General features: G+C 44.0%; 28 protein-coding genes. 24 read left to right on the forward strand and 4 right to left on the reverse strand.

The window, feature by feature from the left end; all coding sequences use genetic code 11:
• The first annotated feature begins 16 nt into the window (after nucleotides 1–16).
• The 24 genes from C1X04_RS05695 (at nucleotide 17) to C1X04_RS05815 (ending at nucleotide 22,605) form a co-directional block, all read left to right on the forward strand.
• Nucleotides 17–376 carry a phage baseplate protein gene (locus tag C1X04_RS05695; RefSeq protein WP_137169395.1) on the forward strand — a complete coding sequence of 120 codons (360 nt, stop codon included), beginning with the start codon at nucleotides 17–19 and terminating at the stop codon, nucleotides 374–376.
• Nucleotides 348–1,349 carry a baseplate J/gp47 family protein gene (locus tag C1X04_RS05700; protein WP_137169396.1) on the forward strand — a complete coding sequence of 334 codons (1,002 nt, stop codon included), beginning with the start codon at nucleotides 348–350 and terminating at the stop codon, nucleotides 1,347–1,349. Before C1X04_RS05695 ends, C1X04_RS05700 begins: the two co-directional genes overlap by 29 nt.
• Nucleotides 1,309–1,965 carry a phage tail protein I gene (locus C1X04_RS05705; protein ID WP_175404904.1) on the forward strand — a complete coding sequence of 219 codons (657 nt, stop codon included), beginning with the start codon at nucleotides 1,309–1,311 and terminating at the stop codon, nucleotides 1,963–1,965. Before C1X04_RS05700 ends, C1X04_RS05705 begins: the two co-directional genes overlap by 41 nt.
• Nucleotides 1,958–3,838 (forward strand): phage tail protein, encoded by a 1,881-nt coding sequence (locus tag C1X04_RS05710; protein WP_137169398.1) that lies wholly within the window; start codon nucleotides 1,958–1,960, stop codon nucleotides 3,836–3,838. The genes C1X04_RS05705 and C1X04_RS05710 overlap by 8 nt, the downstream gene beginning before the upstream one ends.
• 14 nt (nucleotides 3,839–3,852) lie before the next feature.
• Nucleotides 3,853–4,317, forward strand: coding sequence for a hypothetical protein (locus tag C1X04_RS18560; RefSeq protein WP_217494995.1), 465 nt, complete (start codon nucleotides 3,853–3,855; stop codon nucleotides 4,315–4,317).
• Nucleotides 4,318–4,391: 74 nt separating this feature from the next.
• On the forward strand, nucleotides 4,392–4,583 hold the full coding sequence (locus C1X04_RS05720) for a hypothetical protein (RefSeq protein ID WP_137169399.1): 192 nt from the start codon (nucleotides 4,392–4,394) through the stop codon (nucleotides 4,581–4,583).
• A gap of 269 nt (nucleotides 4,584–4,852) precedes the next feature.
• Nucleotides 4,853–5,752 carry a phage tail protein gene (locus C1X04_RS05725; RefSeq protein ID WP_254682338.1) on the forward strand — a complete coding sequence of 300 codons (900 nt, stop codon included), beginning with the start codon at nucleotides 4,853–4,855 and terminating at the stop codon, nucleotides 5,750–5,752.
• On the forward strand, nucleotides 5,752–6,258 hold the full coding sequence (locus C1X04_RS05730; RefSeq protein WP_137169401.1) for a phage major tail tube protein: 507 nt from the start codon (nucleotides 5,752–5,754) through the stop codon (nucleotides 6,256–6,258). The genes C1X04_RS05725 and C1X04_RS05730 overlap by 1 nt, the downstream gene beginning before the upstream one ends.
• Nucleotides 6,259–6,344: 86 nt before the next feature.
• Nucleotides 6,345–6,908, forward strand: a complete 564-nt coding sequence (locus C1X04_RS05735) for a phage tail assembly protein (protein WP_137169402.1) — start codon at nucleotides 6,345–6,347, stop codon at nucleotides 6,906–6,908.
• 131 nt (nucleotides 6,909–7,039) lie between these two features.
• Complete coding sequence (locus C1X04_RS05745) at nucleotides 7,040–9,856, forward strand: phage tail tape measure protein (protein ID WP_137169404.1); 2,817 nt, start codon at nucleotides 7,040–7,042, stop codon at nucleotides 9,854–9,856.
• A 241-nt stretch (nucleotides 9,857–10,097) separates the two neighbouring features.
• On the forward strand, nucleotides 10,098–12,140 hold the full coding sequence (locus tag C1X04_RS05750) for an ATP-dependent endonuclease (protein ID WP_137169405.1): 2,043 nt from the start codon (nucleotides 10,098–10,100) through the stop codon (nucleotides 12,138–12,140).
• On the forward strand, nucleotides 12,137–13,825 hold the full coding sequence (locus C1X04_RS05755) for a UvrD-helicase domain-containing protein (RefSeq protein WP_217494996.1): 1,689 nt from the start codon (nucleotides 12,137–12,139) through the stop codon (nucleotides 13,823–13,825). The genes C1X04_RS05750 and C1X04_RS05755 overlap by 4 nt, the downstream gene beginning before the upstream one ends.
• 313 nt (nucleotides 13,826–14,138) lie before the next feature.
• On the forward strand, nucleotides 14,139–14,729 hold the full coding sequence (locus C1X04_RS05760; RefSeq protein ID WP_137169406.1) for a Rha family transcriptional regulator: 591 nt from the start codon (nucleotides 14,139–14,141) through the stop codon (nucleotides 14,727–14,729).
• A 186-nt stretch (nucleotides 14,730–14,915) separates the two neighbouring features.
• A complete protein-coding gene (locus C1X04_RS05765) occupies nucleotides 14,916–15,509 on the forward strand; it encodes a hypothetical protein (protein WP_137169407.1) in 594 nt (197 codons plus the stop codon).
• A gap of 155 nt (nucleotides 15,510–15,664) precedes the next feature.
• On the forward strand, nucleotides 15,665–15,856 hold the full coding sequence (locus C1X04_RS05770; RefSeq protein WP_254682339.1) for a hypothetical protein: 192 nt from the start codon (nucleotides 15,665–15,667) through the stop codon (nucleotides 15,854–15,856).
• Nucleotides 15,857–16,144: 288 nt separating this feature from the next.
• Nucleotides 16,145–16,861, forward strand: coding sequence for a hypothetical protein (locus C1X04_RS05775; protein ID WP_137169408.1), 717 nt, complete (start codon nucleotides 16,145–16,147; stop codon nucleotides 16,859–16,861).
• A gap of 229 nt (nucleotides 16,862–17,090) precedes the next feature.
• Nucleotides 17,091–17,474, forward strand: a complete 384-nt coding sequence (locus C1X04_RS05780; protein WP_254682340.1) for a phage tail protein — start codon at nucleotides 17,091–17,093, stop codon at nucleotides 17,472–17,474.
• Complete coding sequence (locus C1X04_RS05785) at nucleotides 17,458–17,667, forward strand: tail protein X (protein ID WP_137169409.1); 210 nt, start codon at nucleotides 17,458–17,460, stop codon at nucleotides 17,665–17,667. The genes C1X04_RS05780 and C1X04_RS05785 overlap by 17 nt, the downstream gene beginning before the upstream one ends.
• A gap of 32 nt (nucleotides 17,668–17,699) precedes the next feature.
• Nucleotides 17,700–18,677: a contractile injection system protein, VgrG/Pvc8 family gene (locus tag C1X04_RS05790; RefSeq protein ID WP_254682341.1), complete on the forward strand. Its 978-nt coding sequence runs from the start codon at nucleotides 17,700–17,702 to the stop codon at nucleotides 18,675–18,677.
• Nucleotides 18,678–18,803: 126 nt separating this feature from the next.
• Nucleotides 18,804–19,598, forward strand: a complete 795-nt coding sequence (locus C1X04_RS05795) for a hypothetical protein (protein ID WP_137169411.1) — start codon at nucleotides 18,804–18,806, stop codon at nucleotides 19,596–19,598.
• Nucleotides 19,599–19,652: 54 nt separating this feature from the next.
• Entirely contained in the window at nucleotides 19,653–19,982 is a 330-nt protein-coding gene (locus C1X04_RS05800; protein ID WP_137169412.1) for a hypothetical protein, read from the forward strand.
• A 15-nt stretch (nucleotides 19,983–19,997) separates the two neighbouring features.
• The gene (locus tag C1X04_RS05805) at nucleotides 19,998–21,131 is read left to right on the forward strand and encodes a hypothetical protein (protein WP_137169413.1); all 1,134 of its coding nucleotides are present in this window, start codon (nucleotides 19,998–20,000) and stop codon (nucleotides 21,129–21,131) included.
• 301 nt (nucleotides 21,132–21,432) lie between these two features.
• Entirely contained in the window at nucleotides 21,433–22,020 is a 588-nt protein-coding gene (locus C1X04_RS05810) for an antA/AntB antirepressor family protein (RefSeq protein WP_137169414.1), read from the forward strand.
• Between the two features lie 108 nt (nucleotides 22,021–22,128).
• The gene (locus tag C1X04_RS05815) at nucleotides 22,129–22,605 is read left to right on the forward strand and encodes a hypothetical protein (RefSeq protein WP_137169415.1); all 477 of its coding nucleotides are present in this window, start codon (nucleotides 22,129–22,131) and stop codon (nucleotides 22,603–22,605) included.
• Nucleotides 22,606–22,667: 62 nt separating this feature from the next.
• Here the strand turns inward: C1X04_RS05815 and C1X04_RS05820 are convergent, their stop codons facing one another.
• The 4 genes from C1X04_RS05820 to C1X04_RS05830 form a co-directional block, all read right to left on the reverse strand.
• Complete coding sequence (locus tag C1X04_RS05820) at nucleotides 22,668–23,519, reverse strand: endonuclease I family protein (RefSeq protein WP_137169416.1); 852 nt, start codon at nucleotides 23,517–23,519, stop codon at nucleotides 22,668–22,670.
• 85 nt (nucleotides 23,520–23,604) lie between these two features.
• On the reverse strand, nucleotides 23,605–23,757 hold the full coding sequence (locus C1X04_RS18425; protein WP_175404905.1) for a hypothetical protein: 153 nt from the start codon (nucleotides 23,755–23,757) through the stop codon (nucleotides 23,605–23,607).
• 483 nt (nucleotides 23,758–24,240) lie between these two features.
• Entirely contained in the window at nucleotides 24,241–25,494 is a 1,254-nt protein-coding gene (locus tag C1X04_RS05825) for a type II toxin-antitoxin system HipA family toxin (protein ID WP_137169417.1), read from the reverse strand.
• A complete protein-coding gene (locus C1X04_RS05830) occupies nucleotides 25,478–25,825 on the reverse strand; it encodes a helix-turn-helix transcriptional regulator (RefSeq protein ID WP_137169418.1) in 348 nt (115 codons plus the stop codon). Before C1X04_RS05830 ends, C1X04_RS05825 begins: the two co-directional genes overlap by 17 nt.
• Nucleotides 25,826–26,111 lie beyond the last annotated feature (286 nt).

Genomic DNA, 26,111 nt, shown 5'->3' on the forward strand with positions numbered 1-26,111 from the left:
ATAGCAGGTGACCTAAATGATAGGCATCGATCGCAAAACAGGCCGAAGAATAGAAGGCTTTGACCAACTCGTGAGCCGTATTACCCAAGTCATGACCACACCCAAAGTAGGGCGAGCGAAACGCCCCAATTTTGGCAGCGAGGTTCGCCAATACATGGGGTCGAATATGACTGACAGCATGCTTATTCGCCTGCAAGCCGCTGCTATTGCAGCCTTTTACGAACCAATCAACGGCCTAACGGACTTTGTGCCGTCTCGTTGTGTCGCCAAGCGATTAACCAATGGATTGGCCTTATATTTCGAAGGTCAGTGGAATGGACAGACTATTAAATTTGAGGTGCCGTTAGATGTTTCCCCATCAAAATCCACTGCCTAAACCGGAGATCATCACCACCCCAAATTTTGATGATCTATTCAAAACGGTTAAACAAAGCGTGCTGGCGTACTTGTCAGAAAACGCACCGGACGACGTGGCAGGCGTAGCAGAAACCTTTGAAAACGAAGCTGAGTTGTTAACCAAATTTACTCAGGCTTTCACCGTCATATTGCAAAGCCAATTTAGGCAGATGAACGCTCAAGCGTTACAGATGTTTGGCATGTACGCGACTGACGACAAAATGGTCGATCTTATCGCCAGCCAACTGGGTGTAGAGCGTCAAATATTGGATGAAGGCGACCCGAACGCCTTTCCCCCAGTGCCACCGACCGTCGAAAGCAACGAAGCATTGCTCACCCGCTATTACTTAGCCGCCTATGCCTTAGCGACAACCGGCACACGATCCGGTTATAGATTTAACGCCATGACCTTGGGCGGTCGTCCCAAAGTCACTGTCGAAAGCCCGTCTGAGAAAAAAGTTGTCGTGACATACGAATTTGCAGAACACGAGATGGCAGGACAAACCAAAGACGCTCAAGCAAGGCGCGTTGCACCTGGGGAAGTGGATTGCTTCATCTTGGCTCATGCAAATAATGGCGTACCAGCGGAAGAATTGATTGTAGCAACTCAACAATACATGCAGCGGGACGACATCGCTCAAGAGACGGATTTACTCACTGTAAAAGCCCCAACGATTAAGCCTTGGTCGTGCGACGCCGTGCTGTATATCCGCACTGGCCCCGATGCCTATGTGGTAGAAGCCGCCGCTGAAAAGGCTGTGCGAGAGTATGCAGAGCAACAACACAGACTGGGCGGCAGTATCGAGCTGTCAATGTTGTACAGCGTGCTCATGAAATCAAGCGGCGCGCATCGAGCCGACATACTGCAACCCACAGAGCCATTGCGTTGCCAATTCAACGAGGCACCTTACCTTGAGTCAGTCCAAATTACCGTTAACACTGAAAACGTATAGTGTTTTACCCGATAACCGCAGCCCACTAGAGCGCGCATTAGAGCTTGCTCTAAGTGAGGCTCTGTACTCGATTGATCATCCATACCCTGAATTGCTGAACGCACAGAAAACGCCCAAAGGGGTGATTACGACGCTTGGTATTGATCGACAAGTACCCGTGTGGGACTCGACAGACACCGAACAAGTCAAGAGAGATCGTACACAACAGGCATGGCGAAACAGGCAGCTAAGCGGTACGCGAGCAGGGTTTATTAAAGCACTTGGGCAAATGGGTTTTGGGGCTGATGTTACGCCATGGTTTAAAAAGCCCAATGAGTTAGAACCGTATTACTTTCAAATCTGGGTTTATGCTGCCGATCGTGTATTGACCCCAGAAATCAACGCTCGCATAGATCAACTTCTTACGGAAATGAAGTCAGAGCGAGATTCCTATGTTATGGATCTTGCACGTGAATCCATTTCAACGCCTCGTATTGCGGTCGCCGCCGAGATTGGTATCACAATGACGTCAACGCCATTTGTTCCTGCAGGTAGTGAGACAAATGCATTAACCCATACGGGCATAGCCCAACATCTACGAATCATTTCCACATCGGAGCCAGCAAGAAATGAGTGACTATAGAACCTATGTGACGCAAACAGGCTTTGGCCTTGAGCGTGATGCAAAATTTAATAACAGCTACGTTGATTTAGCTGTTTTGGTCATTGGGGATGGTGTGTTAGCCGATTCCGCTTCGCCTGCCGAAAGAACCGACTTGATACATCAAGTTCGCGAATATGGATTAACCATAGAAAAAGATGAAAAAGACCCTAACGTTTGGATTGCACGGGCAGAAATTCCAGCCAGTGATGGCGGCTTCTTTATTAAAGAGGCAGGAATAAAAACTGGAGATGGTTATTTATATGCTTTTGCGCGCCAAGCAGGGGATTACAAACCTCTATTAAGTGAAGGGCAGGGAAAAAGCTATACTATTCGACTTAAGTTTATTCCTGGTAACGCGGATTCAATTCAAATCAAAATTGATCCTTCTGTACAGTTTGCTACGCCTACTGACCTAGAAAATCTAAAGAAAGAGCACTCCGAAGACAAAGACCCTCACCCGCAATACGAAACGGATGAAGGTGCCACAGCTAAAGCAAATAACGCATTGAATAGTGCAAAAAGCTACACGAACAGCAAAGCAACTGAAACACTTAATGCTGCCAAATCGGATGCATCAACTAAATCAAATAGTGCTTTATCTAGTGCGAAAAGCTATACGGATAGCAAGTCAACTGAAGCATTAAATGCAGCCAAAGCCGATGCGGCGACGAAATCAAATAACGCTTTATCTAGTGCGAAGAGCTATACGGATAACAAGTCAACTGAAGCATTAAATGCAGCCAAAGCCGATGCAACGTCCAAATCAAATAGTGCATTGAGTAGTGCTAAAAGCTACACGGATAGCAAAGCAACAGAAACGCTTAATTCAGCCAAAGCTGATGCAACAACGAAATCAAATAATGCTTTATCTAGTGCGAAAAGTTATACGGATAGTAAGTCAACTGAAGCATTAAATGCAGCCAAAGCCGATGCATCAACTAAATCGAATAATGCGTTGAGTAGTGCAAAAAACTACACGGATAGTGAAGTAGCTAAGAAGCTGATAGCAGCGAAAAATTATGCAGAAAGTCTTGTTGTAGCTGGGCGCTCATTTTCTGTTTCGGGTGATGCCAATAATATCGTTTTGAAGACGAAAAAGGGAGGAAGTGCACTTAATGAGCTTCAAGACTATGACGAGTTCACGTTTGTTGTTGCAGAAACAAATACATCCACTGTCACTATTAAAATAGATAATGTTGCCGCATTAAATCTTGAGGGAATTGTGGCTGATTCACAGATATTTAAAACGGCCTTATTGACCGTTAGATACATAAATGGGGCATTTTATATAGCAGATCAAATTAACGCAAAGACGGGTAATAGTGTTTTGGATATAGCGAAGCTTTATACAGATACTATCGACATATTGCGACCTGGTGAATACGCACTGGATGGCACAGCCATCAGTAGTGTTGATCATCCAATTGCATGCGCCATTGTAAAAGCGTCATCAAACTACATTTCTCAAGCAATAAAAGATGCTGACCCAATTACCTATAGTGGATATTACGGCTTTGTTGAAGAGTTGGACGGCTCGACGACTGTAACGCTGCCTATTGTTGGGGGGGAATTTATACGTATGTATGATGATGGCCGAGGTGTTGATGCTGGGCGTGGGTTTGGTGGCTTTCAACAAGATGCGATTCGAACTATAACGGGTACGTTTACAGGGGCCAAGGCTGGTTCTGGTGGTGGTGCATTCTACAGAAACGGGGCTTCGGGTCAAAACTCTAATGGTGGTCCTACCCAGTATTATAATATCAGCTTCGATGCTTCACGTGTTGTTCCGACAGCGGATCAGAATCGCCCCCGTTCCATCGCTTACTACGGAAAAACTAGACTTTAGGAGTCCTTATTATAATGTTAAACGCATTCAAACTAGGGGCTAAATACCCTGTTTTCACCAAGCAAATCACTGCAAAAAAAGATCCAGTAAGCGGTAAATGGATGATTCCCTCATTTGCTACAAAGGTTAAGTTAATCCCAGAAAAAGCAGGCCATCAGCGTTATTTCAAAGATGGTGCTTGGCATTACGTGGTCGACAACACCGGCACTGAATACTTTCTCGCCGATGGCTCTAAACACACGATCACAGAGCTAGGCGAAGAACTCCCCGAGGGTGCTTTACTGGAAGACCCCCCCAAACCTGAGCCAACTTTCGAAGAACGTCAGGCATTAGCAATAGCTCAACGCGAAGCCGCGTACAAGCAGGAATCCGACCCGCTCTACATGGAATGGCAATACGACAAAACAGACGAAGCAGAACAAAAGTGGCGTGATAAAGTCGCCGAGATCAAAGAGCGCTATCCCTTACCAACCGAATAGCCATTATTCCTAATTAAAGACCCCACCAAGAACCCCAGCCGCGAAAGCGGTTTTTTTATGTCTGGAGAAAGCCCATGACCACGAAACAGCCGCCTAATCCTCGGCAAACCTACAACGTTCTCTCGCCTTACCAATGCCCGAACAAAAAGCATTGGCATGAAAAAGGCGCCACGGTCAATCTGCTTCCTTGCGAAGCAGAATACTTAATCCTAAGCGGTAAAGTCGCCCTTGCGACAACGACCGCTAAACAAAAAGGAGAGGCGTAATGCCAGAAATTGCATCCTTTGTACATAACGGAATCAGTGTCGAAACTCACTCCGCGCCGCCACCAATGGGGCCGTTGGGGAGTGTAGTCGTCGGTGTGGTTGGCACCGCGCCAGACGCCCACGAAAGCTACGTCAAAAACACCCCCATCCGCATTGCCAACATGGCCGCGGTTGCCAAGCTAGACATGGCAGGCACAGAACGCGGCACGCTTTACCGTACTTGTTACGAGCTGCTCCGCATTGTTTCCGTGCCGGTGTACGTCGTCATCGTGGAAGAGGGGACAGATACAGCCGACACCATCAACAAGGTAATAGGTAAAATCGATCCCGCCACAGGCCAACGAACCGGCATCCAAGCCTTAAGCGATTGCCAAGAAGTGCCAACCCACATTGCCGCGCCGGGCTTCAATACCAAACCCGTAGCCGATGCACTCGCGGCCATGGGTAAACGCCTCTACGCGATCCCCGTTGGCGATGGTCCAAACACCAACGACAACGCCGCCATCGAATACTCAAAGTCATTAGGTGGCGAAGGCACAGGCTACGACGCATTCTATGTGGTCGATCCGTTCGTATCGGTTTACAGCCAAGCCGCCAAAGGCAACGTGTACTTCTCAGGCGCAGCCATTGCCTTGTCTTGCTTTGCCCGAGTCAAACCATGGGAAAGCCCAGCGAAGGGCGGCATGGGCGCCTTGATCCAAGGCACAGCGCGAACCATCGACTACAACATCATGGACAAAGCCACCAATGGCGATTTGATGAATCGCTTTGGTATCTCGTACTTTGCGCGTACCTCCATGGGCGGCTTTTCCCTGATTGGTAACCGTTGCGTCATGGGGCGATTCGTCTCACAAGTGGGTTTGGAATACGCCATCATTCGCAAACTGGCGAAAACCGCCCAGCGAGCCATGGCGCGCAACCTAAGCGAATCTTTCATGAACCAAGAGATTGAAAAGCTCAACTTCTGGCTCAAATCTCTTCAGGCCGACGAAACCATCATGGGCGCGCAAGTCTACCTGCACCCCACGCTCAACAACGTCGAAAACTACACCAACGGCGAATGGCACATTGCCATCAAATACCACGGTTACGCACCAAACGAACACATGGTGTATCACCTGATTGAAGACGTTGGCATCGTCGAATCGTTTCTTGAAGGAGTCCTATAATGGCCGGACAACGTACCCGCATTACCCGCATGGCCATCATCAACGGTGAGCCACTTATCAAAGAGCTCGACGAGTTCACACCACCCGAAGTGAAGAAAACCATGCAAGACACCCGCGGCGGTTCCTTCATCCCCGGTGAAGTCATGGTGGGGCTAGAAAAGCTCACTGCCAAATTCAAAATCAAAGGCGCGAGCCAAACCTTGCTCTCTGCGTTTGGGTTGGCAAATGGCGAGATGTGCCAAATCAACGTCAACGAATCCCACCAAGACGAAGACGGCAACAAATTCGCTATCAAATACAGCGTCACAGGCGAGATCACCAGCGTCACCGAATCCGCCAGCAAAATGGGCGAGCTACCCGACAACGAAATGGAAATGGCCGTCAGCGCCTACAAGAAAACCGAGTCCGGTAAAACCATTTACGAGATCGACCGCAACGCGCAAATCCTCAACCTCGGCAATGGCGACATCCTAGCCGAACACCGCCGCAACGTTGGCTTGCCGTAACGCCTAGCCGTCAAAAAGCTTGAAGCCCCTTTGCCTGCTCCTTCAAACGAGCGGGCTTTTTTTACGAATTTGAGAAGAGAATAATTATGTTTCAACCCAAAAAGCACACACTCGTCTGGCCTATCCAAAGCGACAAAAGCGAGCCAATCCAAACCGTCACTATCAATACAATTACCATGGGGCAGCACCGTGACCTCTCCGAAAAACACAAAACCAACAAGACCGACACCAAGCTACTTCGCGCTTGTATTAGCGAAAGCACGGGCCTCACAGAAAAAGAACTAAAAACCCTAGTCACGCCCGACTACACCAGCATTCAAAACCACGTGCTAGAGCTGATGAACACCACCGCCAGCACACTCATGGAAGGCGAATTCGACAAAGCCGCCCCCGCGCTGCTTATCCCTATTCAAGGGGACGATGGCCAACAAAAAGCCAGCTACAAACTCCGTCCGCCCACCGTTGCCACCACCGACTTAATGGACACCCACGAAGACGAATGGGAACGCACCATTTTCATTAGCTCAAGCTGTTCAGGTTTTACCAAAGCCGAACTAGCGCGCCTCAGCCTGCCAGATTGGAACCAGCTACAAGAGCGACTTATCGATTTTTTGGAACAACCGGCGGACTACTTTCGCCCAAAGACGTAGAAGTCCTAACCGACATTATCCCGCTGGTTTACCACGTTCCACCGTCTGAAATCCTAAACTGGCGCATCGACGAAGCCATGCGCCGCTACCACCTAGCCGCCGCCAAACTGGGTATTAAAAAGGGGTAAGCCATGGCCGACAAAAAAATATCCATCGCCCTGTCAGCGGTCGACAAATTCAGCAAACCGTTCCACAACGCCATGCAGACCGCTGGCAAACTCGAACAGAAAATCGAAAGCACCAACGCCAACTTAAAAACGTTAGGTGACCAACAAAAAACCATTGCCCGATTCAAAACCCTAAGCACCCGCTTAGACGAAACGCGCAACGCCATGGCAAAGGCCACCCAAGAGACAAACCGCCTAAAACAAAGCGAGCAAAGCGCCAAAGCCATCGTCAAGCAACACGCCACCGAACTGGCCAAAGCCGAAAAAGCCGTACTAGACGCCGCCCAAGCCTACGGCGCACAGTCTCGCCAAGTGGTCGACGCCAGCCAAAAAGTAAAGCAACTCACCAAAGCCAAAAAAGCCGCCGAGCAAGCCCACAAAAAAGAAAAAGCCGCCCTCAAAAACGCAGAACAAGCCAGTAGCAAGCTCAGCACCGCCTACGGCAAACAAGCCAAAGAACTAGGCGGATTGCGTCGCGACATGAGCGCCGCAGGCTTAAAGGTGAACTCACTTGGCGCCCAAGAACTCAAACTCGCGCGCCAAACCGACCAAGCCAGCCAAGCCCTAGACCGTCAGCAAGCCAAACTTAAAAAGATCCAAACCCTAAAAGGGCGCATTGCCGATCGTAACGCCCAAAAAGGCGAACTCGTCGGGCAAGCCGTCGGCCTAGCCGTTAAAACAGCGCCACTCATCATGGCGGGCAAACGGGCCGTCGAATACGAAAGCACCTTTGCCGACGTCAAAAAGGTTGTCGACTTTTCCGACAAAAAAGAAGAAGCCCAATACCGCACACAAATGATGAAACTCGCTGGCCGCCTTGGCGTACAGCAAGAAGGCATTGCCGACATCGTCACCGCCGCAGGGCAATCGGGCATCGAAAAAGACCAGCTTTTACAGTTTGCCGAAGCCGCCACCAAAATGAGCGTTGCGTGGGACGTATCCGCAGAAGAAGCCGGTTCTACCCTCGCCACATGGCGCGCGGCCATGGGCTTAACCCAAAAGAACGCCCTAGACCTGGCAGACAGCACCAACTACCTAAGCAACAACATGAACGCCAAGGCAAAGGACATTGCCGCCGTCATGGTACGCCAAGGCTCCACCGCCATGGGCGCAGGGCTTAGCTACAACCAAACCGCCGCACTCTCAGCAAGCCTCATCGCAGGCGGTGCCACGGACGAAGTTGCCTCTACCGCGCTAAAGAACATCACCGGACGACTCACCGCAGGCTACGCCGCCACAGGCGCACAGAAAAACGCCATGGGGCGCATCGGCTTCAACGCGGAAGAACTCGCGGAAATGATGCAGCAAGACGCCCAAGGCACCCTTGTGGAAGTCATGCGCGGCCTACAAAACGTCAACGCCACCGACCGAGGCGCGGTGATTTCGCAACTCTTTGGGGAAGAAGTAAAAGGCGCCGTCGCCAAACTCGTCACCACACTGGACGACGACAAAAACGGCCTTGTTTCCGCCTTTGCCAAAGTCGCCAACCAAGCCGACCGAGCCAACAGCGTCAACGACGAATACGCCAACCGTGCTGCCACTCGTGGCCATATGCTTGGTCAACTGAGCGCCAAATTCGACCGCATGACCATAGTGTTAGGCGATCGTCTTTTGCCCGTGCTCGATGCCGTTTTACCGCCGCTTATGTCCGTGGTGGATGGCGTGGCCGACTTTGCCGAAGCCAACCCACAACTCGCCACAGGTTTAATGGGCGTTGCCGCCGCTATCGCCGCCGTAAAAGCGGGAGCCATCGCCTTTAAACTCGCCAAACTCACCCTTGGCAACGGGCGCGATCGCTTCAACCTTGGCAAAACCAAACTAACCAACTCCACGGACCAAACCACCCAAAGCGCCAACCGAGCATCCCGCTCCCTAGACCGACTCAACCGCAAACTAAACGGACTCGGCGCAGGCGGTGGCTATAGAAGAGAGAGAAGTGGAAGAGGGGGAAGAACAAGGGGAAGCAGTAGAGGCCGTAATCGATTAGCAGGACTAAGAGACTACGAAGACAACCTATCAAGCAGAGCTAGACCCACCAGACCTTCCCGACTCAGCGGACGTTCTCGCTTTGGCAAATACGGCCGACTCGCTGGCTTACTTGGCAGCGGCGCGGCCTTGTCCATGTTCTCGGGCTCAGCGAATGCGGGTGGTTTAGGTGACCTTGCCATGACTGGGGCAGACCTAGCGGGTGCCGCTGGCGGATTGTCTGCCATGCTACCCATGGGCGGCATGGCGGGCGGCGTACTAAAAGGCGCGGGCAAACTGTTCAGACCGCTAGACATCGCCCTACAAGGTGCAGGCCTTGCCTCCGCCATATCCCAAGGCAACAGCACCCAAATCGGCGCGACCGCAGGCGACATGGCAGGGGGCTTGGGTGGCGCGGCGGCTGGCGGGTTAGCTGGCGCCGCCATTGGTTCCGTCGTGCCCATTATCGGTACCGCCATTGGGGGAATCGTCGGCTCCATCGCAGGCGGCATGGGCGGTGGCTCATTAGGAGAATGGATCGGCGGCAAAATCGGCGGATGGTTTGAAGACGACAAAACCGACCAACCCGCACCCGACGCCATCGCAAAGCAAAGCCAACAGCTACAAAACAACAACAAAAGCATCACCTTCGCACCAACCATCCAGCTAACACCGACAGGCAACCCAAGCTATGATCAACAAATAAGCGACCAAATATTAGAAAGGCTCAAAGCCGAATTTGCACAAGGCATGATGGGCAACATGGACGTCGCCACAAGAGCCGATGGGAGCTTGACGGATAAAAAGAGTTCATAGTGGTGATGTTGCTTTTTTGTAGAGGTTTGCTGGTGTTTCAGAAAAAAGCTACTAGAATCAATTAGTAAGATTTCATGGTATTGAAATATCGTGCTATGGGTGAATTTCTAATCACGTATGCAGACATATTAAATGTTAGCTGAATGTTATGTTAAGTCGGATTATAATTAATTCAATATATATCATCGTAAACTACGTCCGACACCAATAAACGATTTACGTTTTTAAATTAAGGATAATTATGTTATTGAAAAAAATGATCGTTTCTGGATATAAAAGTATTTCTACAGAACTTCCACAAACAATAAACTTCGAACCTAATGTAACGGCATTTATTGGCCACAATGGGACTGGAAAGAGTGCTGCGTTAGAAGCATTGAATAAACTATTTTCAATTGATCATTCTTTGCGAGGTATAAATACTTCAGACTTCTACTTAAAAGATGACACTGATAAATATACAGCAAGAAGTTTATTTATTGAGGCATGGTTTACAATGTCAGACGCTAAAGACAATACATCCATTCCCTCTTTAATTAATGGGTTAACAATTTCAAGTGATAATGGTGAAATAATATTTAGAGTTCGTTTGGAAGCCAGTTTAAGCTTTGATTATAGCCCCTTAGGTGATGTAGATGAAAATATATGGGTTGTCGACAGTGATAAAGATTTCCCGGAGGAAGATGACAAACACCGAATATCATCCGCGCAAAGAAACTCAATTCAAGTAAACTATATTCCTGCGAATAGGGATCCACTAGTTCAACTAAAATATTCGTCAAAAGCTATTCTAGGTCGATTGCTTAAAGCTATTAAATGGTCTGAGGGTGAGCAAGGTTCATTTGAAGCGCAAGCTCAAGAGTTAAATCGTCTAGCAATGAATAATCCGGCATTGGTACAGATTACAGGCGCGATAAATGAGAATTGGAGAGCAATATATAAAGGTCGTCATCTTAGTCAAGCAGGTCTTAACTTTCCAGTGGGGGAAGTTGATGAAATATTTAGATTGATACAGCTACAGTTTATGCCAGACGCAGCAGGAAATAAAGTAGATACAAGTAGACTAAGTGATGGACAAAAGTCTCTCGTTTACTTTGCTTTGACGAAAGCACTATTCGATATAGATAAAGTCACACGACAAGCCGTAACAAATGAGCAACATACTAATTTTGACCCTGAAAAAATGAAATTGCCTATTTTCAGTTTAATTGCACTAGAGGAGCCAGAAAACCATTTATCACCGCATTACTTGGGAAGAATTATTAAGCTGATTAAAGATTATGGCTCTAGTGAGTTTTGCCAATCTATAGTTTCTACACATTCGGCTGCATTAGTGGGGAGAGTAGAACCAACACAAATACGCCATTTTCGCTTATGTAATGAGTCCAAGAGCACTCATGTTCAGTCGTTATCTTTACCTAAAGACGGTGACGAACAAGCAAAGTTCATAAGTGAAGCAGTAAAAGCTTATCCTGAAATCTATTTTGCAAAGCTTGTTATCCTCGGTGAAGGTGACAGTGAACAAGTCATTTTACCTAAACTTCTGGCGCAATATAGTCAGAATGTAGATGCGCACTCAATATCGGTAGTTCCTTTAGGCGGAAGGCATGTAAATCATTTCTGGCGACTACTTAATACCTTGAAAATACCATTTGTTACTTTATTGGATTTTGATATTGATAGAAATGGTGGTGGTTTCGGGCGAATAAAATATGTTATCGAACAATTAAGTAAAATGGACGGCATAAGTACTCAATATATTCATAAAGACATCGTAAAGTACATACCTGACTGGAAAGATAAATTAGACCCTAATAAATTCATTATAAAATTTAATGATAAAAAGGAGATAAATATAGTTAAAGAGTTAGAGTCTTGTAACGTATATTTTTCAAGTCCATTAGATATTGATTACTCAATGATATGTGCTTTTCCGGATATTTTTTGTGAAAAAGATGAGGTATATGGTGAGAGGGGTCCATCAGATGGTAAAGTGGATGAAGAAGATACGGATCGTGAGAAACGAGAAGAGGCATTAATCAAAGCAGTGTTGAAAAAAGGTAATATAGGTAAGCGATTTGAATTTGGAGATGAATGGGTGCGCAATTTTCTATGGTATCGTTATCGCTTTTTATCTAATAAAAGCAAACCCGCTTCTCACGTCAGAATGTTTACAAAGCTAGAAAGTAAATACAATGCTGATCAAATAAGGAGAAAGTTACCTCCAGAGCTAAATAGATTGGTAGAGCGTGTTATAGAACTTGCTGATCAGGTTGTAGAATGATGATTCAATGGTGTCCTTCGGAAGGTATTCAGGCTTCAAGTGAGCTAATGGACATTATCACATGCGATGAGTCTGTAGCAGTTCTAGCCGGAGCGGGTGCGGGTAAAACTGAGTTGTTAGCACAAAAAGCAAATTACTTGTTTTTTACAGATAAATGCGTTTGGCCTAAGAGAATATTATCGTTAACATTCAAAACCGAAGCGCAACTAAACATAAAAAGCAGAGTTAATAAACGTTGTGGTCAAAAAGCAACTCGTTTCGATTCTTTTACGTTTCATGCTTTTAGCAAAAGTATTGTTGATAGGTTCAAGAATGTCTTACCAGAACATGATCGTCCAATAAATAACTATGATATTGTATTTCGTCAACAAGACGCAAATGGCAAAGATAAAATATTTATGAATGATTTGTTGAGGATGGCGATCAAAATTTTAAGAGCTAGAACCGATATACGAGATCTTTTTTCATACACATATTGTTATGTCTTTGTTGACGAGTTTCAAGATACTACAAATGAGCAATACGAACTTCTTCAACTATTTTTTCAAAATACATCTACCAAATTATTAACAGTAGGGGATCTTTATCAGAGTATTATGCTGTGGGCAGGAGCAAGGAAAACAGTATTTAATGATTTTTTGATCGACTTTTCAGCTACCAAAAAAATCATGGCTAAAAACCATAGGGCTTCAAAGGAAATTCAAGATGTTTTGGAAATTGTATTAAAATACATTAAAGAACCAAATCAACCCGTAAATGAATTACCTTCCCAATCACCAAGTTGTTCAGCGCATATCTTCGTTGATGAACATCAAGAAGCATCTTTTGTTGTAGCTAATATAAGAAAAGTTATTGCTAGTGGTGTAAGTGAAGAAGATATTTGTATTCTAACAAAGCAACATTCCTCGCAATACACAGATATTCTAAGAGCTGAACTTACTAGAGCTGGAATAAATAACCTTGATATGAATGATTTACAAGATGCTTTGAGGGAGCCGCTAGGGCAGCTTTTTTCATTATTTTTAAAAGCTTTAGTATGCCCAAGGCCTAAAGTTATGACCGATCTTTACAAAATAAACTTGGCACTAAATAAAGTTGAAGTTGGAGGAGATAAGGAAGAAGAGTTAACAACCAATCTTATTAAATTCATATCATCAAAGAAAAAATTGTTAACAGAAAGTAGTACTGTAGATGATTTACTTTCATATATGCAGAGCTTTATTCATTTTCTTGGATCTAAAAAAATTAAAGGGAGATGGAAACAATATAAATCTTCTGAATATTATAATTTAATTTGGAAAAGTCTTGAGGACCACTTGCGAAAGATGTGTGCCCAGGCGAAATCACTAGAGGTTGCGATAAATTTGTTTAATGCCGAGAATTCTATACATTTAATGAACATTCATAAATGTAAAGGTCTCGAATATCATGCGGTATATTTTTTAGGTTTAGAAGATCAAGCTTTTTGGAATTATGCTCAGGAACCATTTGAAAATAATTGCGCTATCTATGTAGCGTTGTCGAGAGCCAAACATCAGTTGACGGTTACCTATAGTAAATACCGCTCACATAGAAGTGTAACAAACCAGTTTGATAACAGACCATCATCTCATAATGATGTTAAACCTATAATTGATTTACTAGTTAAAAAATGTAATTTCTTGGCTAAAAATCACACCAAATAGCTTTTAATGTTTCATCTGTCCCCATTTTGGCTGTATTTGATTTGAGAACATTGACCCGCCCCCAATCTTGATCTAACATTCTCCTTGCACTGGCAAAATCCAGTGCCGGGATTAGTACCCCGTTTACACAGCGGCCTAAAACACGCAGAGCGTGTTTTTTTGTGGCCGAGATTTGCCTGTTATGGTGGGTCTTTGTTGGGCTAGCTTCGGCTAGGCCGTTCCTGTGGCGGTAGTACTAACCTGATTCAGATCCACCACCTTACTGAGATTAGTACCTCACAAGGTGGTCAACTTCATACACAGGAGGCCAAACATGGCTATGGACATTATCTCAAGCATCGATGCACCCGTTGTACAAATCACCAATAACCAAATCACCACGACTTCAACTGATCTCGCCAAATTCTTCGGCAAGCATCACAGAAACGTTTTACGCAAAATAGAAAGCCTTGAATGCAGCGGTGAATTTAGCGCGCTCAATTTTGAGCTGGCTGAATACAAAGATGAACAAGACAAGACTCGCCCTATGTATCGCATCACCCGCGACGGCTTCGTCTTCTTGGCCATGGGCTTCATCGGCACCAAAGCCGCCCAATTCAAAGAAGCCTACATCAACGCCTTCAACCAAATGGAAAAACAGCTCAACGAGCAAAAACAACTTCCCGCCACCACAGACAACCTAGCACTAGCGGAAAAAGATAAGTACCAACTGCTCAACAACATCGTCAAATCCATGCAGATACAAAGCGACCCCGTCGTCGTTCCATCAAAAGAACTCATCGACCTAATCCAAGCCGTCCGCATGTACCAACAACAAATAGCACGACTGCAAACACCCGATTGGGTAAACGACAACATCACCCGCGTCAAAGACTTCGCCCAACGCAACTTCGTAGACTTCTAAGCGGTAAGCAACTAAAGCCCCGATGTGGGCTTTAGTAAGCTACATTACAAAATATCTTAAGTTAAAGTTGTTGGTAAACATGGAATTTAGCTTTAGAATCAACAAGTAAAAATTTAGTATGCCTAATTGTTGAGCTTTTATATTAAGGTTTAACATATATAAACCACCAACAGGATTTGGATACTTATGCAAATTAATCAAACTTGGTTCCATGGCTCGCTACACGGTGATATTGAAGAATTTAGACCGTTTACACATTTCGGCTCTAGATTGTCAGCTTTACACGCAGTTGAGAGAAATGAAAATTTGGGACGTGAATGGAGAGGGGATTTGCTGGATAAGCCAGAAATTCCGACTCTTTATGAAATAAATGTCAACGTTGAAGCTGAGCAAGTGCTTGAGGTTGAAGATTGGTATACTCCAAAAAGTATTGGTCTCGCACTCCGATTGAAAGATTATTTAAAAACGAAAACAGATCCTGAATCCATAAAGCATTTACAAAATATTGAATTGATTTGTAAACAGCTTTCAGGTTCACAAGACTCTGATAATGACTTTGATGCAATTGCTATCGCACTTGAGAAGCTAGGTATCAAAGTAATTGCTTATGTAAATGCAGTTGAGGGTTCCAAGTTTGAGCACTCAATTTGTGTTGTTGATACTTCCATATTAAATAAGGCATCATTTAAAAAATACGAATTCAATCAAGAGCTAAGGGACGAAATTATGTCCGAAAAAGGAAGTTCAGATCCAATACCACAATTGTTAGTTTCTAAGTAATAACATGAGTTTGGAGTAGATGAAAAATAGTACTTATCCTTCATCTACTCCAAACAGCTCCACGAGCAAAACCAACCACAGACAACTTAGCGCTAGCGGAAAAAGACAGTTATTCCCTCCAAGGAAGGCAACTGCTCAACAACATCATCAAATCCATGCAGATACAAAGCGACCCCGTCGTCGTTCCATCAAAAGAACTCATCGACCTAATCCAAGCCGTCCGCATGTACCAACAGCAAATAGCACGACTACAAACGCCAGACTGGGTAAACGACAACGTCGACCACATCAAGGAATACGCCAACCGCACCTTCCTAGACGACTGGCCAATGCCCAAGCATAAGTAACAAAAACAAAAAGCCCACGAAAGTGGGCTTAGTTGTTGTTTGGACTGGTAGGAAACGAGAAAGTCTTTTAGTATCAATGAATAAGAATATCCGCACCAGAAATAACGCGCTGTGGATAAATGTGTAAACGCGCATGCTCGTTTTTCCAGTTTTACGATTTGTTAGTAATTTCATGAAGCTATTTAAAATCAAATCGTTACGATAATTTTAAGAGCTTTTGAAAACTGCCTAAACACGCATGCGCCCTATTAAAATGTTAGGCTTCAAATAAAACTATGTGGAATTAGCATGAGCAAACAGCATACTGAAACAGTTCAAAGTATTATGGGGGAGTTCATTGATACTTTTGATGAATATTTAATTTGCATGTTTTTTGCTACGAGCGGAATACGGGACTATGGTGAAAAACTAGCTTTAGGATCATTTAGCGATGATCATCAAACGTGGATCGGTTCAAAATTAGATAGCAATCCGAAAATGCACGCTAGAATAAAAACAGTGGAGTGCATTGAGAAGTGCAAAGAGGGCGGCAGTTTTTCTAATGAAATCAGGAAGTCTCTACTATGCACAATGTATTCACTTTGGGATGAGCTATACCGTCACCGTGTGGCTGCAGCTTCTAATATTGAAGCGAAAAATCTTGTTTGCCCTTTAATGGGAGATCTGCGAAAGATCAGGCATTGCATCATCCATAATAAGTCTATTGTTCCCGAAGTGGGAATTATTTTTGAGGTTCTTGATTGGCAGTTATCTCCAGGAAAGCTTGAAATAACACATGAGCACTTCTTGGATTTTAATGATGCCGTTAGAGGTAGCGGTATGAAAATTCGGTCATTCAGACTATCACCAGAAATGGAAGAGCTATTCGAGAAAATGACTTCAAAAGAGCGAAAAAATTTTGAAGATTTTTACAAAATAAAAGGTAACAAAGAAAATGATGTTGAATGGCCGGGTCTTAAACAGGTATTAAAAAGAATTGAACAGGTTAGATCGTCAACAAAGTGATCCTGAAGCCTAACAAATCGTGCCAGTCGGACATTTTGTTCCGTAGCTTTTTTGTGCTGAAAGGCTACGGAACAAACTGCCGCTGTGCTCAGCGTTAAGTTTGGAGTTTTGACTCAGAAAAAAAACACCCCTGAACCTCATTAACCCCAAAACACCCCCAAGCCCATCCCTCGATGGGCTTTTTCGTTTCTGTCCTTCCATTTTTATCTAAGGAGTAATTATGCGTCAGATGATGTCGCTCGGTGGTTTTGTGTTTTCGCTGAGCGAAGGCACGCCATACGAGGGTTTGCAGCGCACTAGTGACGGCGGTTGGGTCGCGGTGGCGCGTTACGGTCAAAAGCCCATGAGCCAAAACACGGGCCAACAGTTGGAAAACATCACGGTCACAGGCACGTGGTTTCAAGGCGATGGCATGGCGAATCTCAACGCCTTACGCGCCTTACAAAACCAGCGAGCGCCCTTGGTGCTGGCCGATGGCTACGGCAATAACTTAGGCCAATGGACGATCAAACGCTTGCAAGAGAAGCAAGACAAGATCATCGACGACGGCACCGCCTTTGTCCTCGCTTTCACCCTAGAGCTAGAAGAGTACGCCAATGACAACCATCCGTAGCCGCGACGGCGATACCATTTCCAACATTCTGTGGATCGCCCTAAAACGCAACGACGACCAAGCGGAAGAAGCCTTGTTTGAACTCAACCCCGGCTTAGAAGCCTACGGGCCAGTGCTTCCCGCTGGCGTTGTTATTGAAATCCCCACCTTGCCAAACAAAGCAGCCGAGACGGTAACCAATATATGGGACTAGACAATCCATCCAACTACTTGCCAAGAGTGCGCGTGAGCGGAGCAGGCGAGGGCATCATCAATAACCGCCTAACATCGTGGGAGCGAATCGACGCCGCCGGCACACAAAGCGACCAACTCACTTTGCACATCGACACCACAGGGCAAACAGGCTTGCCGAAAGAGGGCGCGGTGCTCACGTGGCAAGAAGGCTACGGTGATAACCTCATCGACAAAGGCCAGTTCAAAATCACCCGCATCGTGCCGAAACTGTTTCCGCCCAGCGTGACGATCGTGGCCACCGCCGCGCCGTTTCAGGTAGACGACAAAACCGGCTTTAAAGAGCGCCGCACACGCACCTTCGAAAACGTCAGCCTTGCCGATCTGTTCCGCCAAGTCGTCACGCCCCACGGATTCAGCCCACGCGTGGCCAAAGAATTTGAAAGTGTCGTCCTCGAGCACATGGACCAAACCGACGAAACCGACAGCGCCTTTTTAACCCGCATCGCACGGGAACGGGACGCCATCGCCAAACCCGTCAACGACCTGTACGTGCTCGCCAAACGGGGCCAAGTTAAAACCATCACAGGGCAAGCCATTCCGCCCGTCGTCGTCGGCGTACCGAGCCAGAACACACCAAATGAGCTAGGGCAATTCATCAACTGCCAACTCGACCGACCCAGCCGAAGCGCCATCACCGGCGTCAAAGCCAACTGGACAAACAACAACACAGGGGAAGAACACACCGTACACGTCGGCACCGCACCGTACAAGAAACTACGCCAAAGCTACGACAACCCAACCACCGCCCAACAAGCCTGCCAAGACGACCTCATCAAAAGCCAACGCCAAGGCACCAGCGTCACCCTCGACTTACCAGGCAACCCCAAACTCGTCGCAGAAGGCATCCTCACCCTAAACGACACCTTCCCACCCGAAATGAAAGGCAACTGGTCCATCGACAAAGTCACCGCAAGAGGCGACAGCAAAGCAGGGTATCGGTGTACTGTGGTGGCTAGTGAGGTGGTTTGAAAATAACTTTTCATCTTAGTTTTATTAATAGGCTTTGAGGTGTCTTGACAAAAAGATTTTGAATAACTATAAGAGTATTGGTACCAAGAGTACTGAATTAAATTTATATTAAAAAGGATGTTTAAAATGGGATTATTTAGTACAGTGGTTAAGGCTGCTACAACAGTTGCTTCAAAAGTTCTTACGGAAGTGTTAAATCCAGTTATTTCTCAAGAAAGTTCAAAGGCACAATCTATAGAAGGTGCTTTTAAACCCATTTATAAAATGGGTGCTGTACAATGGGGGCTAAGAAATAGTGTTCCATATGTTTTAAATATACTACCAGACCGTAATCCAGTTGGTATAACATTTAATAAAACATACATTGGTAAGGATGGAAGTAATCAATCCAAGTCTAGCTATTTGTTATTGGATTTTGATACTGATGCATATGATGTTTCTGAATTGCTTTCAGAATTTAATGATCTAAACTGTTCAATTACAGTTTCTCCAGTTGATTCTGAAGTCTCTTCTAATATCACTGGTTTTTTTAACTCCCAATCTCAGCCTCTAAAAAAAATCACGACAAGTATATCTCAGATAAATCTGAATAACTCTTTCAAGATCGGAACAAATGCTATATGCACCTTTACAAAAAAGGATGATCTTTATGGAATTCGCATAACGTCACCAGTACCTGCTGAGAATTATATTGTAAATGCACAAGCAATTTTTGAATCAGATGTTGTGTTTGCTACATATAATAGTAATGAACATCAGGTTGACCACTCATCGTCTACCAATATTTTTATACCGTTTCCTGAAGGCACGAATTTTCCAAATGATATTGCCAATAGTGTATTTGTTGAGTTGATTTTAAATTCATCAGCACATGAATCTATTATTAAGGGATGTTTAAGGGGGGTATCGTTAAAAATATAGTTTTCAACATGGCTAGTTTAAATGCTAGCCATTTTATAAGGATGTAAAGTGTTTATGAAAATTCTGGTATTAGAAAATTCAGTTCAAACTGCATACTTGATAGGTTGCTACAATCAAAGTCCTAAAATAGAAGATGTAATATTTAAATACTCTCTTCAAGGAAAGAACGCAACTGAGTGGGGATTGAATTTCAGACAAGTAAGTGTGATTTTAGCTGGTAGTGATGTGAAAGTGACCAGTAAATCTAAATATTCTAGTACGGGAATGTTTACAATAGGCTGCTATAAAAATTGGCTATACAATCATAATTTACATCAAAATGCTTCAATCTTTGAAGATGAAATCATAAAACTTCTTCAATTTTCACTTTATGGAATATCCTAATTAGAAGGGAATAAAATGTTTAATCGAATTTTTTTGATAGTAGTTATATTATGTACAGGGTGTACAAAATATAGTCTTGATGATAGTAATGTCGATAAAACTGGTTTTGAGAATAAACCTTTATCAATTGGTTTTGGAGAGGGTCTTTCTAAGGTTTCCCCTCAGTTAATAACCTTACCAATTGGTCAAGGCTTGTGTCAGGTTCTAACTTGTCCGGCTGATAAAAAAATGATGGTTTATGATTGTGGTAGTTCAGGGGCTAATCAGAAACTTAGGGATAAATTTGGCTTATATAAATGGAATGAGACTGAAACCATTAAAGCTATTAGTGAAATAAAAAAAGAATTAGAAATTTCAGAGTATAATATTTTGCTGAGTCATCCTGATATTGATCATTATAATTATATCTCATCAATAATTCTAAATCTTTCTAATAATTTTGATATTATGCCAAAGAATATATTTTATGGTGGCGATATTGAAGACTATAAAGCCGGAAATACAGCTTCTTTATTGAAATTCTTAAGTAAAAATAAGTATTTAAAATTGGAAAAATTCAATGAAAATTTTAAAAGCCTACCCGGGGATGAATTTCTTGAATTAAGTTGTCCCAAGCAAAAAGTTAGCACACATGTATTAGCAGCTAATGTGGAGGGTGATGACTCAAATGATAAAAGTGTAGTGCTTGCTATAAACACACCTAGACAAGTATCAGACGGCTTTGTCAATAGATATTCATTGCTGACTGGAGATATGTCTAGTAAAACTTTAGAATTTATGAAAAATAATAAATCAATAAATTATGATGATGTATTTGTGGTGACAGCTCCCCATCATGGTTCTTTTAGCTCTTACCCGGAAGGTTTTGAAGATTTAACACAACCAAAATGGTTATTAGTGAGTGCCGGCCCACACCTTGGATATGGGCATCCGAGATGTAGAACCTTAGAACTATTCTCAAATTATGTAGACCAATATCAAAAAGTACATAGAATAGGGTGTTTTCATGATAAAAATGGTATAGATTTTACTGTAGATGATTTTACTAATTTCAATTCTACTGAAGCAATATTTGATACTTTCAATTCTGGGCCTATTATTTTAACTTATAAACCTACTGAGATCACAGAAGCTGATACTGCATATTGATTTTTAGATTTTACACTAATTAGTATGTTTCATTGACCCCACCCGCATCTTGATCTAGTATTTCTCTTGCACTGGCAAAATCCAGTGCCGGGAATCTCACCCCGTTTGTACCGAAGCGGCCTAAAACACGCACCGCGTGTTTTTTTGTGGCCGGAGTCCGCCTGTTATGGTGGGTCTTTGTTGGGCTAGCTTCGGCTAGGCCGTTCCTTCGGGCGGTTGTGAGATCCTGATTTAGACCCACCACCCATTGAGACTCTCACACTCAAGGAGTGGTCAATTTAATGACCGAAGGAGGCCAAGTATGGCTACGCAACTTATTCCGCTTCACACTCGCTCTATCAACGAGCAAACTCTTGATACCGTTAATGCCCGTGAACTTCATGCTTTTCTAGAAGTAGGCAGATACTTTGCTAACTGGATTAAAGCCCGTATAGATAAATATGGCTTTGAAGAAGGTGTCGATTACACTGTTGTAAGCCGCTTGCCAAATTCGGCAAGCGGGAATCGTGGCGCGACAAAAGAGTATTTCATCACTTTAGACATGGCAAAAGAACTGGCCATGGTTGAGCTGAATGATAAGGGCAAACAAGCTCGCCGCTACTTCATCGACTGCGAAAAACAGCTCAACGAGCAAAAACACCTTCCCGCCACCACGAACCACGAAACCAACTTCCAAAACAAAGAAAAGTACCAGATCCTCAACAACATGATCACGGCCATGAAATTAGAAGGCAACCCCGTCGTCGTTCCCTCTAAAGAACTCGTCGACCTAATCCAAGCCGTCCGCATGTACCAAACCCAAATCGCCCAACTACGCACACCAGACTGGGTAAATAAAAACGTCGAATGCATCAAGGAATACGCCAACCGCACCTTCCTAGACGTATAAACGACAGGCCTTTTAAATCAGCAAAAGTAAAGCCCACCGATGTGGGCTTTCTGTATTTTTATATATAAGATGATTAGTAACTAACAATTTGGTATTCAGGGGTGAGATATGAGTGTTGAAGGGTTATTGCAGGCTTTTGGTTCTATCAATAGTGATTTGCCAGAATCACTGACCTATTCTGTTTGGATTGCTGTTGCGCTATCACTTATAGTTCGAATTTTTGTCAGAACGGTCGTTGAGTTAAACTCACCAGCTTTCATCAATACAATGAGAGCTTTTTTTCATTGGCTTGGTCACCAGTTCAGATCTGCAACACAATCACCAATTAATAGGCCTAGGTTGCGACTGGCCAATTATTTATTGTCTTTCTCTTTTTCATATCTAATGTCAGCATTTATGCTGTTATATGGGGTTATATTTATTGTGCTTTTAGCTCTGAAGGGACCAGACTTACCGCCTATGAATCTGTTAATGCTTGTTAGTGTTATTAGTTTTTTTATATATGGTTGGTGGGTGTTTTTAGTGCAGGGCGATCATGAATGGCTTAGATTTAAAAATCAGTTAGTGCTTGTCCGTCGTAGCTAGTAAGTTGAGTGTGGTGTCAGGTGAAATTTAGCAATGCTTCATATGACACCATTGCGAATGATTTAAGGGCACTTACTCGCCCATATCGAATCCACAAACTCTGGATGATCAATAAACGGGTTACGGTTGCCCTGTAGCTCCTGTACTCGGTCGTTCCGGCGTTTCTCAAAGTCGGTGACAGGGAATTCATCGTTCCACGCAACAAGCGTGCATAAGTCGCCTATGGTTGGCTCTCCGCTTTGCTTCTGGTTACCTTTGATTATGCGTAAGTCTGGCATGTTTTCTGGTGAGGCGTTGTCGCCTACTTCGTATCGTGTTGCCATGTAGAAGATCATACGCGCAACTTGGCCTTTAGCTTTGTCTGTTGGCTCGAAAGATTCTTTGTCCCGGTCTACATAAGCTCCTGATAACACCTCAGAGCCATCATCATGTTCGTCATACACTGGTTCACCGCCCATGCCATAACCATAATTACTGTGCGCACCGTTTAAATTACGGTCAGCAGGGCGCAAGTGGTGAAGGTCGGTGTAACCATCTTGGCTTTGTTTGGCAAAACCACGGGATTTAGGCCATACGTGTTCACGGTCCCACGAGTCGTCATTACTGTTTCCACGGTTAGCCTGGTCAATGCGTTTAACTTCGCCTGTATAAAGCATTCTGATTAAGCCGCATTTAGGCGTTTCAGTAGGGCATGCGGAATCTGTATAAACCAGAGCCTCCCATACATCTACTTTCTCACCATCGTACCAATCATCATTTCCGCTCTGGGTGTACTTAAGCGGCTTCTGACCATCGATAATACTATGAAGCTTTGTCTTTAACGCTTCTCCTGTTAATCCTTCTGTACCATCGTAATAACCCGCCGATGAATAGGCTGAAAAAGATACAAGCAATAAAAAAACACTGCGCCACATACCAACCTCCATAAATTGAACACTTGGTTGGATTGTAGGGCAGTGTTGGTGAATATTAGATTACAGAATTGAAAGGATTTGTTAGCTATTCATCATTGCTGCTCAACACAGCTTTTAGTTCGTCTTGTAACTGCTCTAAACGCTCTGCTACAACATGTTGATTGGATTCTGGTATCGCTGAGATATCAGCAAGGGAAATGCATTCTAGATCGGAAAGAAGTTGCTGTAAGTGTTCCATTTGAGAAAATCCTTTTCTTCAATGTGGTTAATTTGCCAAATTATATTGGCATAGACAATCAAGTGAATCAATCCGAATAATCATGACAAAGCTACTCATAAAAAAGATGCTTTGTACGCTTCAAAAAGCTAAAATGTGATTTCCTTAAAGCTCGTAAGTTATTGATTTATATAGGTCTGGTTTTATTGGAAATACATAAGAAATTAATTGATATTTCCTTTTAAATCATAGCTTTATCTTTGTGATAAGTTTACTTTGACATGGTAGAGGTCAGCAGTTCGAATCTGCTTAGTCCTACCAAAATTTATACTTACTCCTCAGTAAGTTACGAAAGCCGAACCCAGTGTTCGGCTTTTTTGTATCTGATTTTGGCCCAAAAGGGACCAGATTGATACCACTTTGATCCCATCTTTGTATTTTTGCTTCTTTTTAGTGACCTTCACACTTTAAGCTAGTGGACTTCCCAGACTTTACTAGACAGTATTAAACTCGAAAATCCTCATGAAGTCTTTGCCAATGCGCTTTTAGCTGTTGTTTGTGCTCTTCATGCATGGGTAGATCTTTCAGTGCATTTGGCCAAAGTGTTCTGGCCTTTTCCATCACATCGATCAGATGCGGTTTGATTGCTCGCCATGGGATATCTGACTTAGTTGCCCAATGTTCAAAGTGTTTATATGAGACATCGTACCAAGCCTTTGTCTTGGCTAGATTAAGGGCAAAGTGTTGTTCGTTTTCAATATAAACACTGGTGGTGACTATGTCGTAAGCAGGCGAGAGTTTGGGTGTGACTTGATCTGAATAGAGTAAACTCCAGTTTTTTAAATGGGCGTCGCCGTTTGCTAATAGGATGTTGGCAAGTAAACGACGAGCAAGTTGCTGAGCGTCATTTAAACCATCACCAGAAAACTGATACAAGATTTTTGCTATTTGTTCGTAGTTGCCTGAACTGTATTTTTCATGTGGGTACTTCACAAGAACTTGAGCAAAGTCTTCCATATGAATGCGTTGATTGTCACGTCGATCAAATCGCTTTATGGCGAAAGCTAATTTTTCATCAGGAAGATTGATTTGAGGAAGATTGTCTAATTGGTCTATCTCGACCAATTTTATTTCAGGAATATCAACGCCAATGAGAGAGGCGAGAGTCATGGCTGTGAACTCGTTGGCGGGCACTTCTTTGTGTTTAGTAGAAGGTGTTTTCACAATCCAATCGCCAAGCACATTGTCTTTCGAAAGATTATATCGACCGTCTTTTTCCTTCATGGAAAACTTCATCTGAACGCCTGCCAAGGAGAATTTGTTTTCTTGGCTGATTTTGTCGAATTTAACCGCTTTTACTTGGCCATGAGATGAGAATAAATGTAGAGGAACATCTTCTGGCTCCATCGGTTCAGCGACTAATGCACCCGGTAAATCCATACCCAGATAAGACAAAATATGGAACTCATTATCAACATGGGTTTTGAGCCCTTGAGCGATCAGTTCTCGCAATGAACCTTCAGGCAATAGATTGGACAGAATAGGGTGCAGGCGTTGGTTGGTCGCCCATGGCTCAGATAGCATTTTATTGGCACGTGGGAAATTTGGATGTGTGGTTAAGCTAAAAGTGGGGCGCGCTATATTAGATTGAAAGCTTTCAGCAAAATGTAAAACATTACGTCCATTCTTTGCCCCTGCCAAATACCCCACTAGATGGCCATGTAACGTCAACTTAAGAACACTAATTTCCGTTGTCATTTTCGTCTCCATCTTCTAGTAATCCTTTCCATGGATCATCCGATAGTTTTTTTTGTTCATCAGAATGATCAGGCTGTTTGTGCGGTAAAGATGTGTTGTTACCATCACTTTCAAGAACCGCTAAAACAGCATTCAGCTTTTCTTTTGGAATCAGCATGACGTCGCTATTTAGACCTTGGGCAATCAGTTCAAGCGTATCGAGTCTTGGGTTGCCCTTTGCTTCAAGCCGCTGGTATTGCTGCCTAGAAATACCAATACGCATTAGCATGTCATTCTGCTTGAGTTTCAGTGCTAAACGGCGATGTTTGATTTGCTGTAGTAGATTTATCATAAGGAAACTAATAAGTTGCTTTTTAATATATAGAAACATATTAGTTGCTATTTTGGTTTAAGGCAACTAAAGAGTTTCTTTTTCGGGCTTGATGATTAGTGTAAGTGGCATAGAGATAGCCGTTGATAATTCAAATAGCCTACCTATTCAAATCATGGTGTGATTTGAATATTGCGGATAATCTCATCACCACCTTTATGAAGACTAAGCTGGTGAAAGTTGCTAAGGGGAAATTGAGCGTGAAAGCGGGGTGGTCTTGAGCAAATTATTTTATGAAGTGGTCCAC

It is taken from the genome of Marinomonas sp. FW-1, assembly GCF_005222245.1.
Taxonomy (GTDB): Bacteria; Pseudomonadota; Gammaproteobacteria; order Pseudomonadales; family Marinomonadaceae; genus Marinomonas; species Marinomonas alcarazii.

Bases quoted from the DNA above. Each gene is read 5' to 3' on its own strand.
- C1X04_RS05710 (WP_137169398.1), top strand. From the start codon at position 1,958: ATGAGTGACTATAGAACCTATGTGACGCAAACAGGCTTTGGCCTTGAG.
- C1X04_RS05730 (WP_137169401.1), top strand. From the start codon at position 5,752: ATGGCCGGACAACGTACCCGCATTACCCGCATGGCCATCATCAACGGT.
- C1X04_RS05760 (WP_137169406.1), top strand. From the start codon at position 14,139: ATGGCTATGGACATTATCTCAAGCATCGATGCACCCGTTGTACAAATC.
- C1X04_RS05795 (WP_137169411.1), top strand. From the start codon at position 18,804: ATGGGATTATTTAGTACAGTGGTTAAGGCTGCTACAACAGTTGCTTCA.
- C1X04_RS05775 (WP_137169408.1), top strand. From the start codon at position 16,145: ATGAGCAAACAGCATACTGAAACAGTTCAAAGTATTATGGGGGAGTTC.
- C1X04_RS05815 (WP_137169415.1), top strand. From the start codon at position 22,129: ATGAGTGTTGAAGGGTTATTGCAGGCTTTTGGTTCTATCAATAGTGAT.
- C1X04_RS05770 (WP_254682339.1), top strand. From the start codon at position 15,665: ATGCAGATACAAAGCGACCCCGTCGTCGTTCCATCAAAAGAACTCATC.
- C1X04_RS05765 (WP_137169407.1), top strand. From the start codon at position 14,916: ATGCAAATTAATCAAACTTGGTTCCATGGCTCGCTACACGGTGATATT.
- C1X04_RS05695 (WP_137169395.1), top strand. From the start codon at position 17: ATGATAGGCATCGATCGCAAAACAGGCCGAAGAATAGAAGGCTTTGAC.
- C1X04_RS05820 (WP_137169416.1), bottom strand. From the start codon at position 23,519: ATGTGGCGCAGTGTTTTTTTATTGCTTGTATCTTTTTCAGCCTATTCA.
- C1X04_RS05735 (WP_137169402.1), top strand. From the start codon at position 6,345: ATGTTTCAACCCAAAAAGCACACACTCGTCTGGCCTATCCAAAGCGAC.
- C1X04_RS05800 (WP_137169412.1), top strand. From the start codon at position 19,653: ATGAAAATTCTGGTATTAGAAAATTCAGTTCAAACTGCATACTTGATA.
- C1X04_RS05830 (WP_137169418.1), bottom strand. From the start codon at position 25,825: ATGATAAATCTACTACAGCAAATCAAACATCGCCGTTTAGCACTGAAA.
- C1X04_RS05825 (WP_137169417.1), bottom strand. From the start codon at position 25,494: ATGACAACGGAAATTAGTGTTCTTAAGTTGACGTTACATGGCCATCTA.
- C1X04_RS05810 (WP_137169414.1), top strand. From the start codon at position 21,433: ATGGCTACGCAACTTATTCCGCTTCACACTCGCTCTATCAACGAGCAA.
- C1X04_RS05700 (WP_137169396.1), top strand. From the start codon at position 348: ATGTTTCCCCATCAAAATCCACTGCCTAAACCGGAGATCATCACCACC.
- C1X04_RS18560 (WP_217494995.1), top strand. From the start codon at position 3,853: ATGTTAAACGCATTCAAACTAGGGGCTAAATACCCTGTTTTCACCAAG.
- C1X04_RS05805 (WP_137169413.1), top strand. From the start codon at position 19,998: ATGTTTAATCGAATTTTTTTGATAGTAGTTATATTATGTACAGGGTGT.
- C1X04_RS18425 (WP_175404905.1), bottom strand. From the start codon at position 23,757: ATGGAACACTTACAGCAACTTCTTTCCGATCTAGAATGCATTTCCCTT.
- C1X04_RS05785 (WP_137169409.1), top strand. From the start codon at position 17,458: ATGACAACCATCCGTAGCCGCGACGGCGATACCATTTCCAACATTCTG.
- C1X04_RS05745 (WP_137169404.1), top strand. From the start codon at position 7,040: ATGGCCGACAAAAAAATATCCATCGCCCTGTCAGCGGTCGACAAATTC.
- C1X04_RS05750 (WP_137169405.1), top strand. From the start codon at position 10,098: ATGTTATTGAAAAAAATGATCGTTTCTGGATATAAAAGTATTTCTACA.
- C1X04_RS05720 (WP_137169399.1), top strand. From the start codon at position 4,392: ATGACCACGAAACAGCCGCCTAATCCTCGGCAAACCTACAACGTTCTC.
- C1X04_RS05780 (WP_254682340.1), top strand. From the start codon at position 17,091: ATGATGTCGCTCGGTGGTTTTGTGTTTTCGCTGAGCGAAGGCACGCCA.
- C1X04_RS05755 (WP_217494996.1), top strand. From the start codon at position 12,137: ATGATGATTCAATGGTGTCCTTCGGAAGGTATTCAGGCTTCAAGTGAG.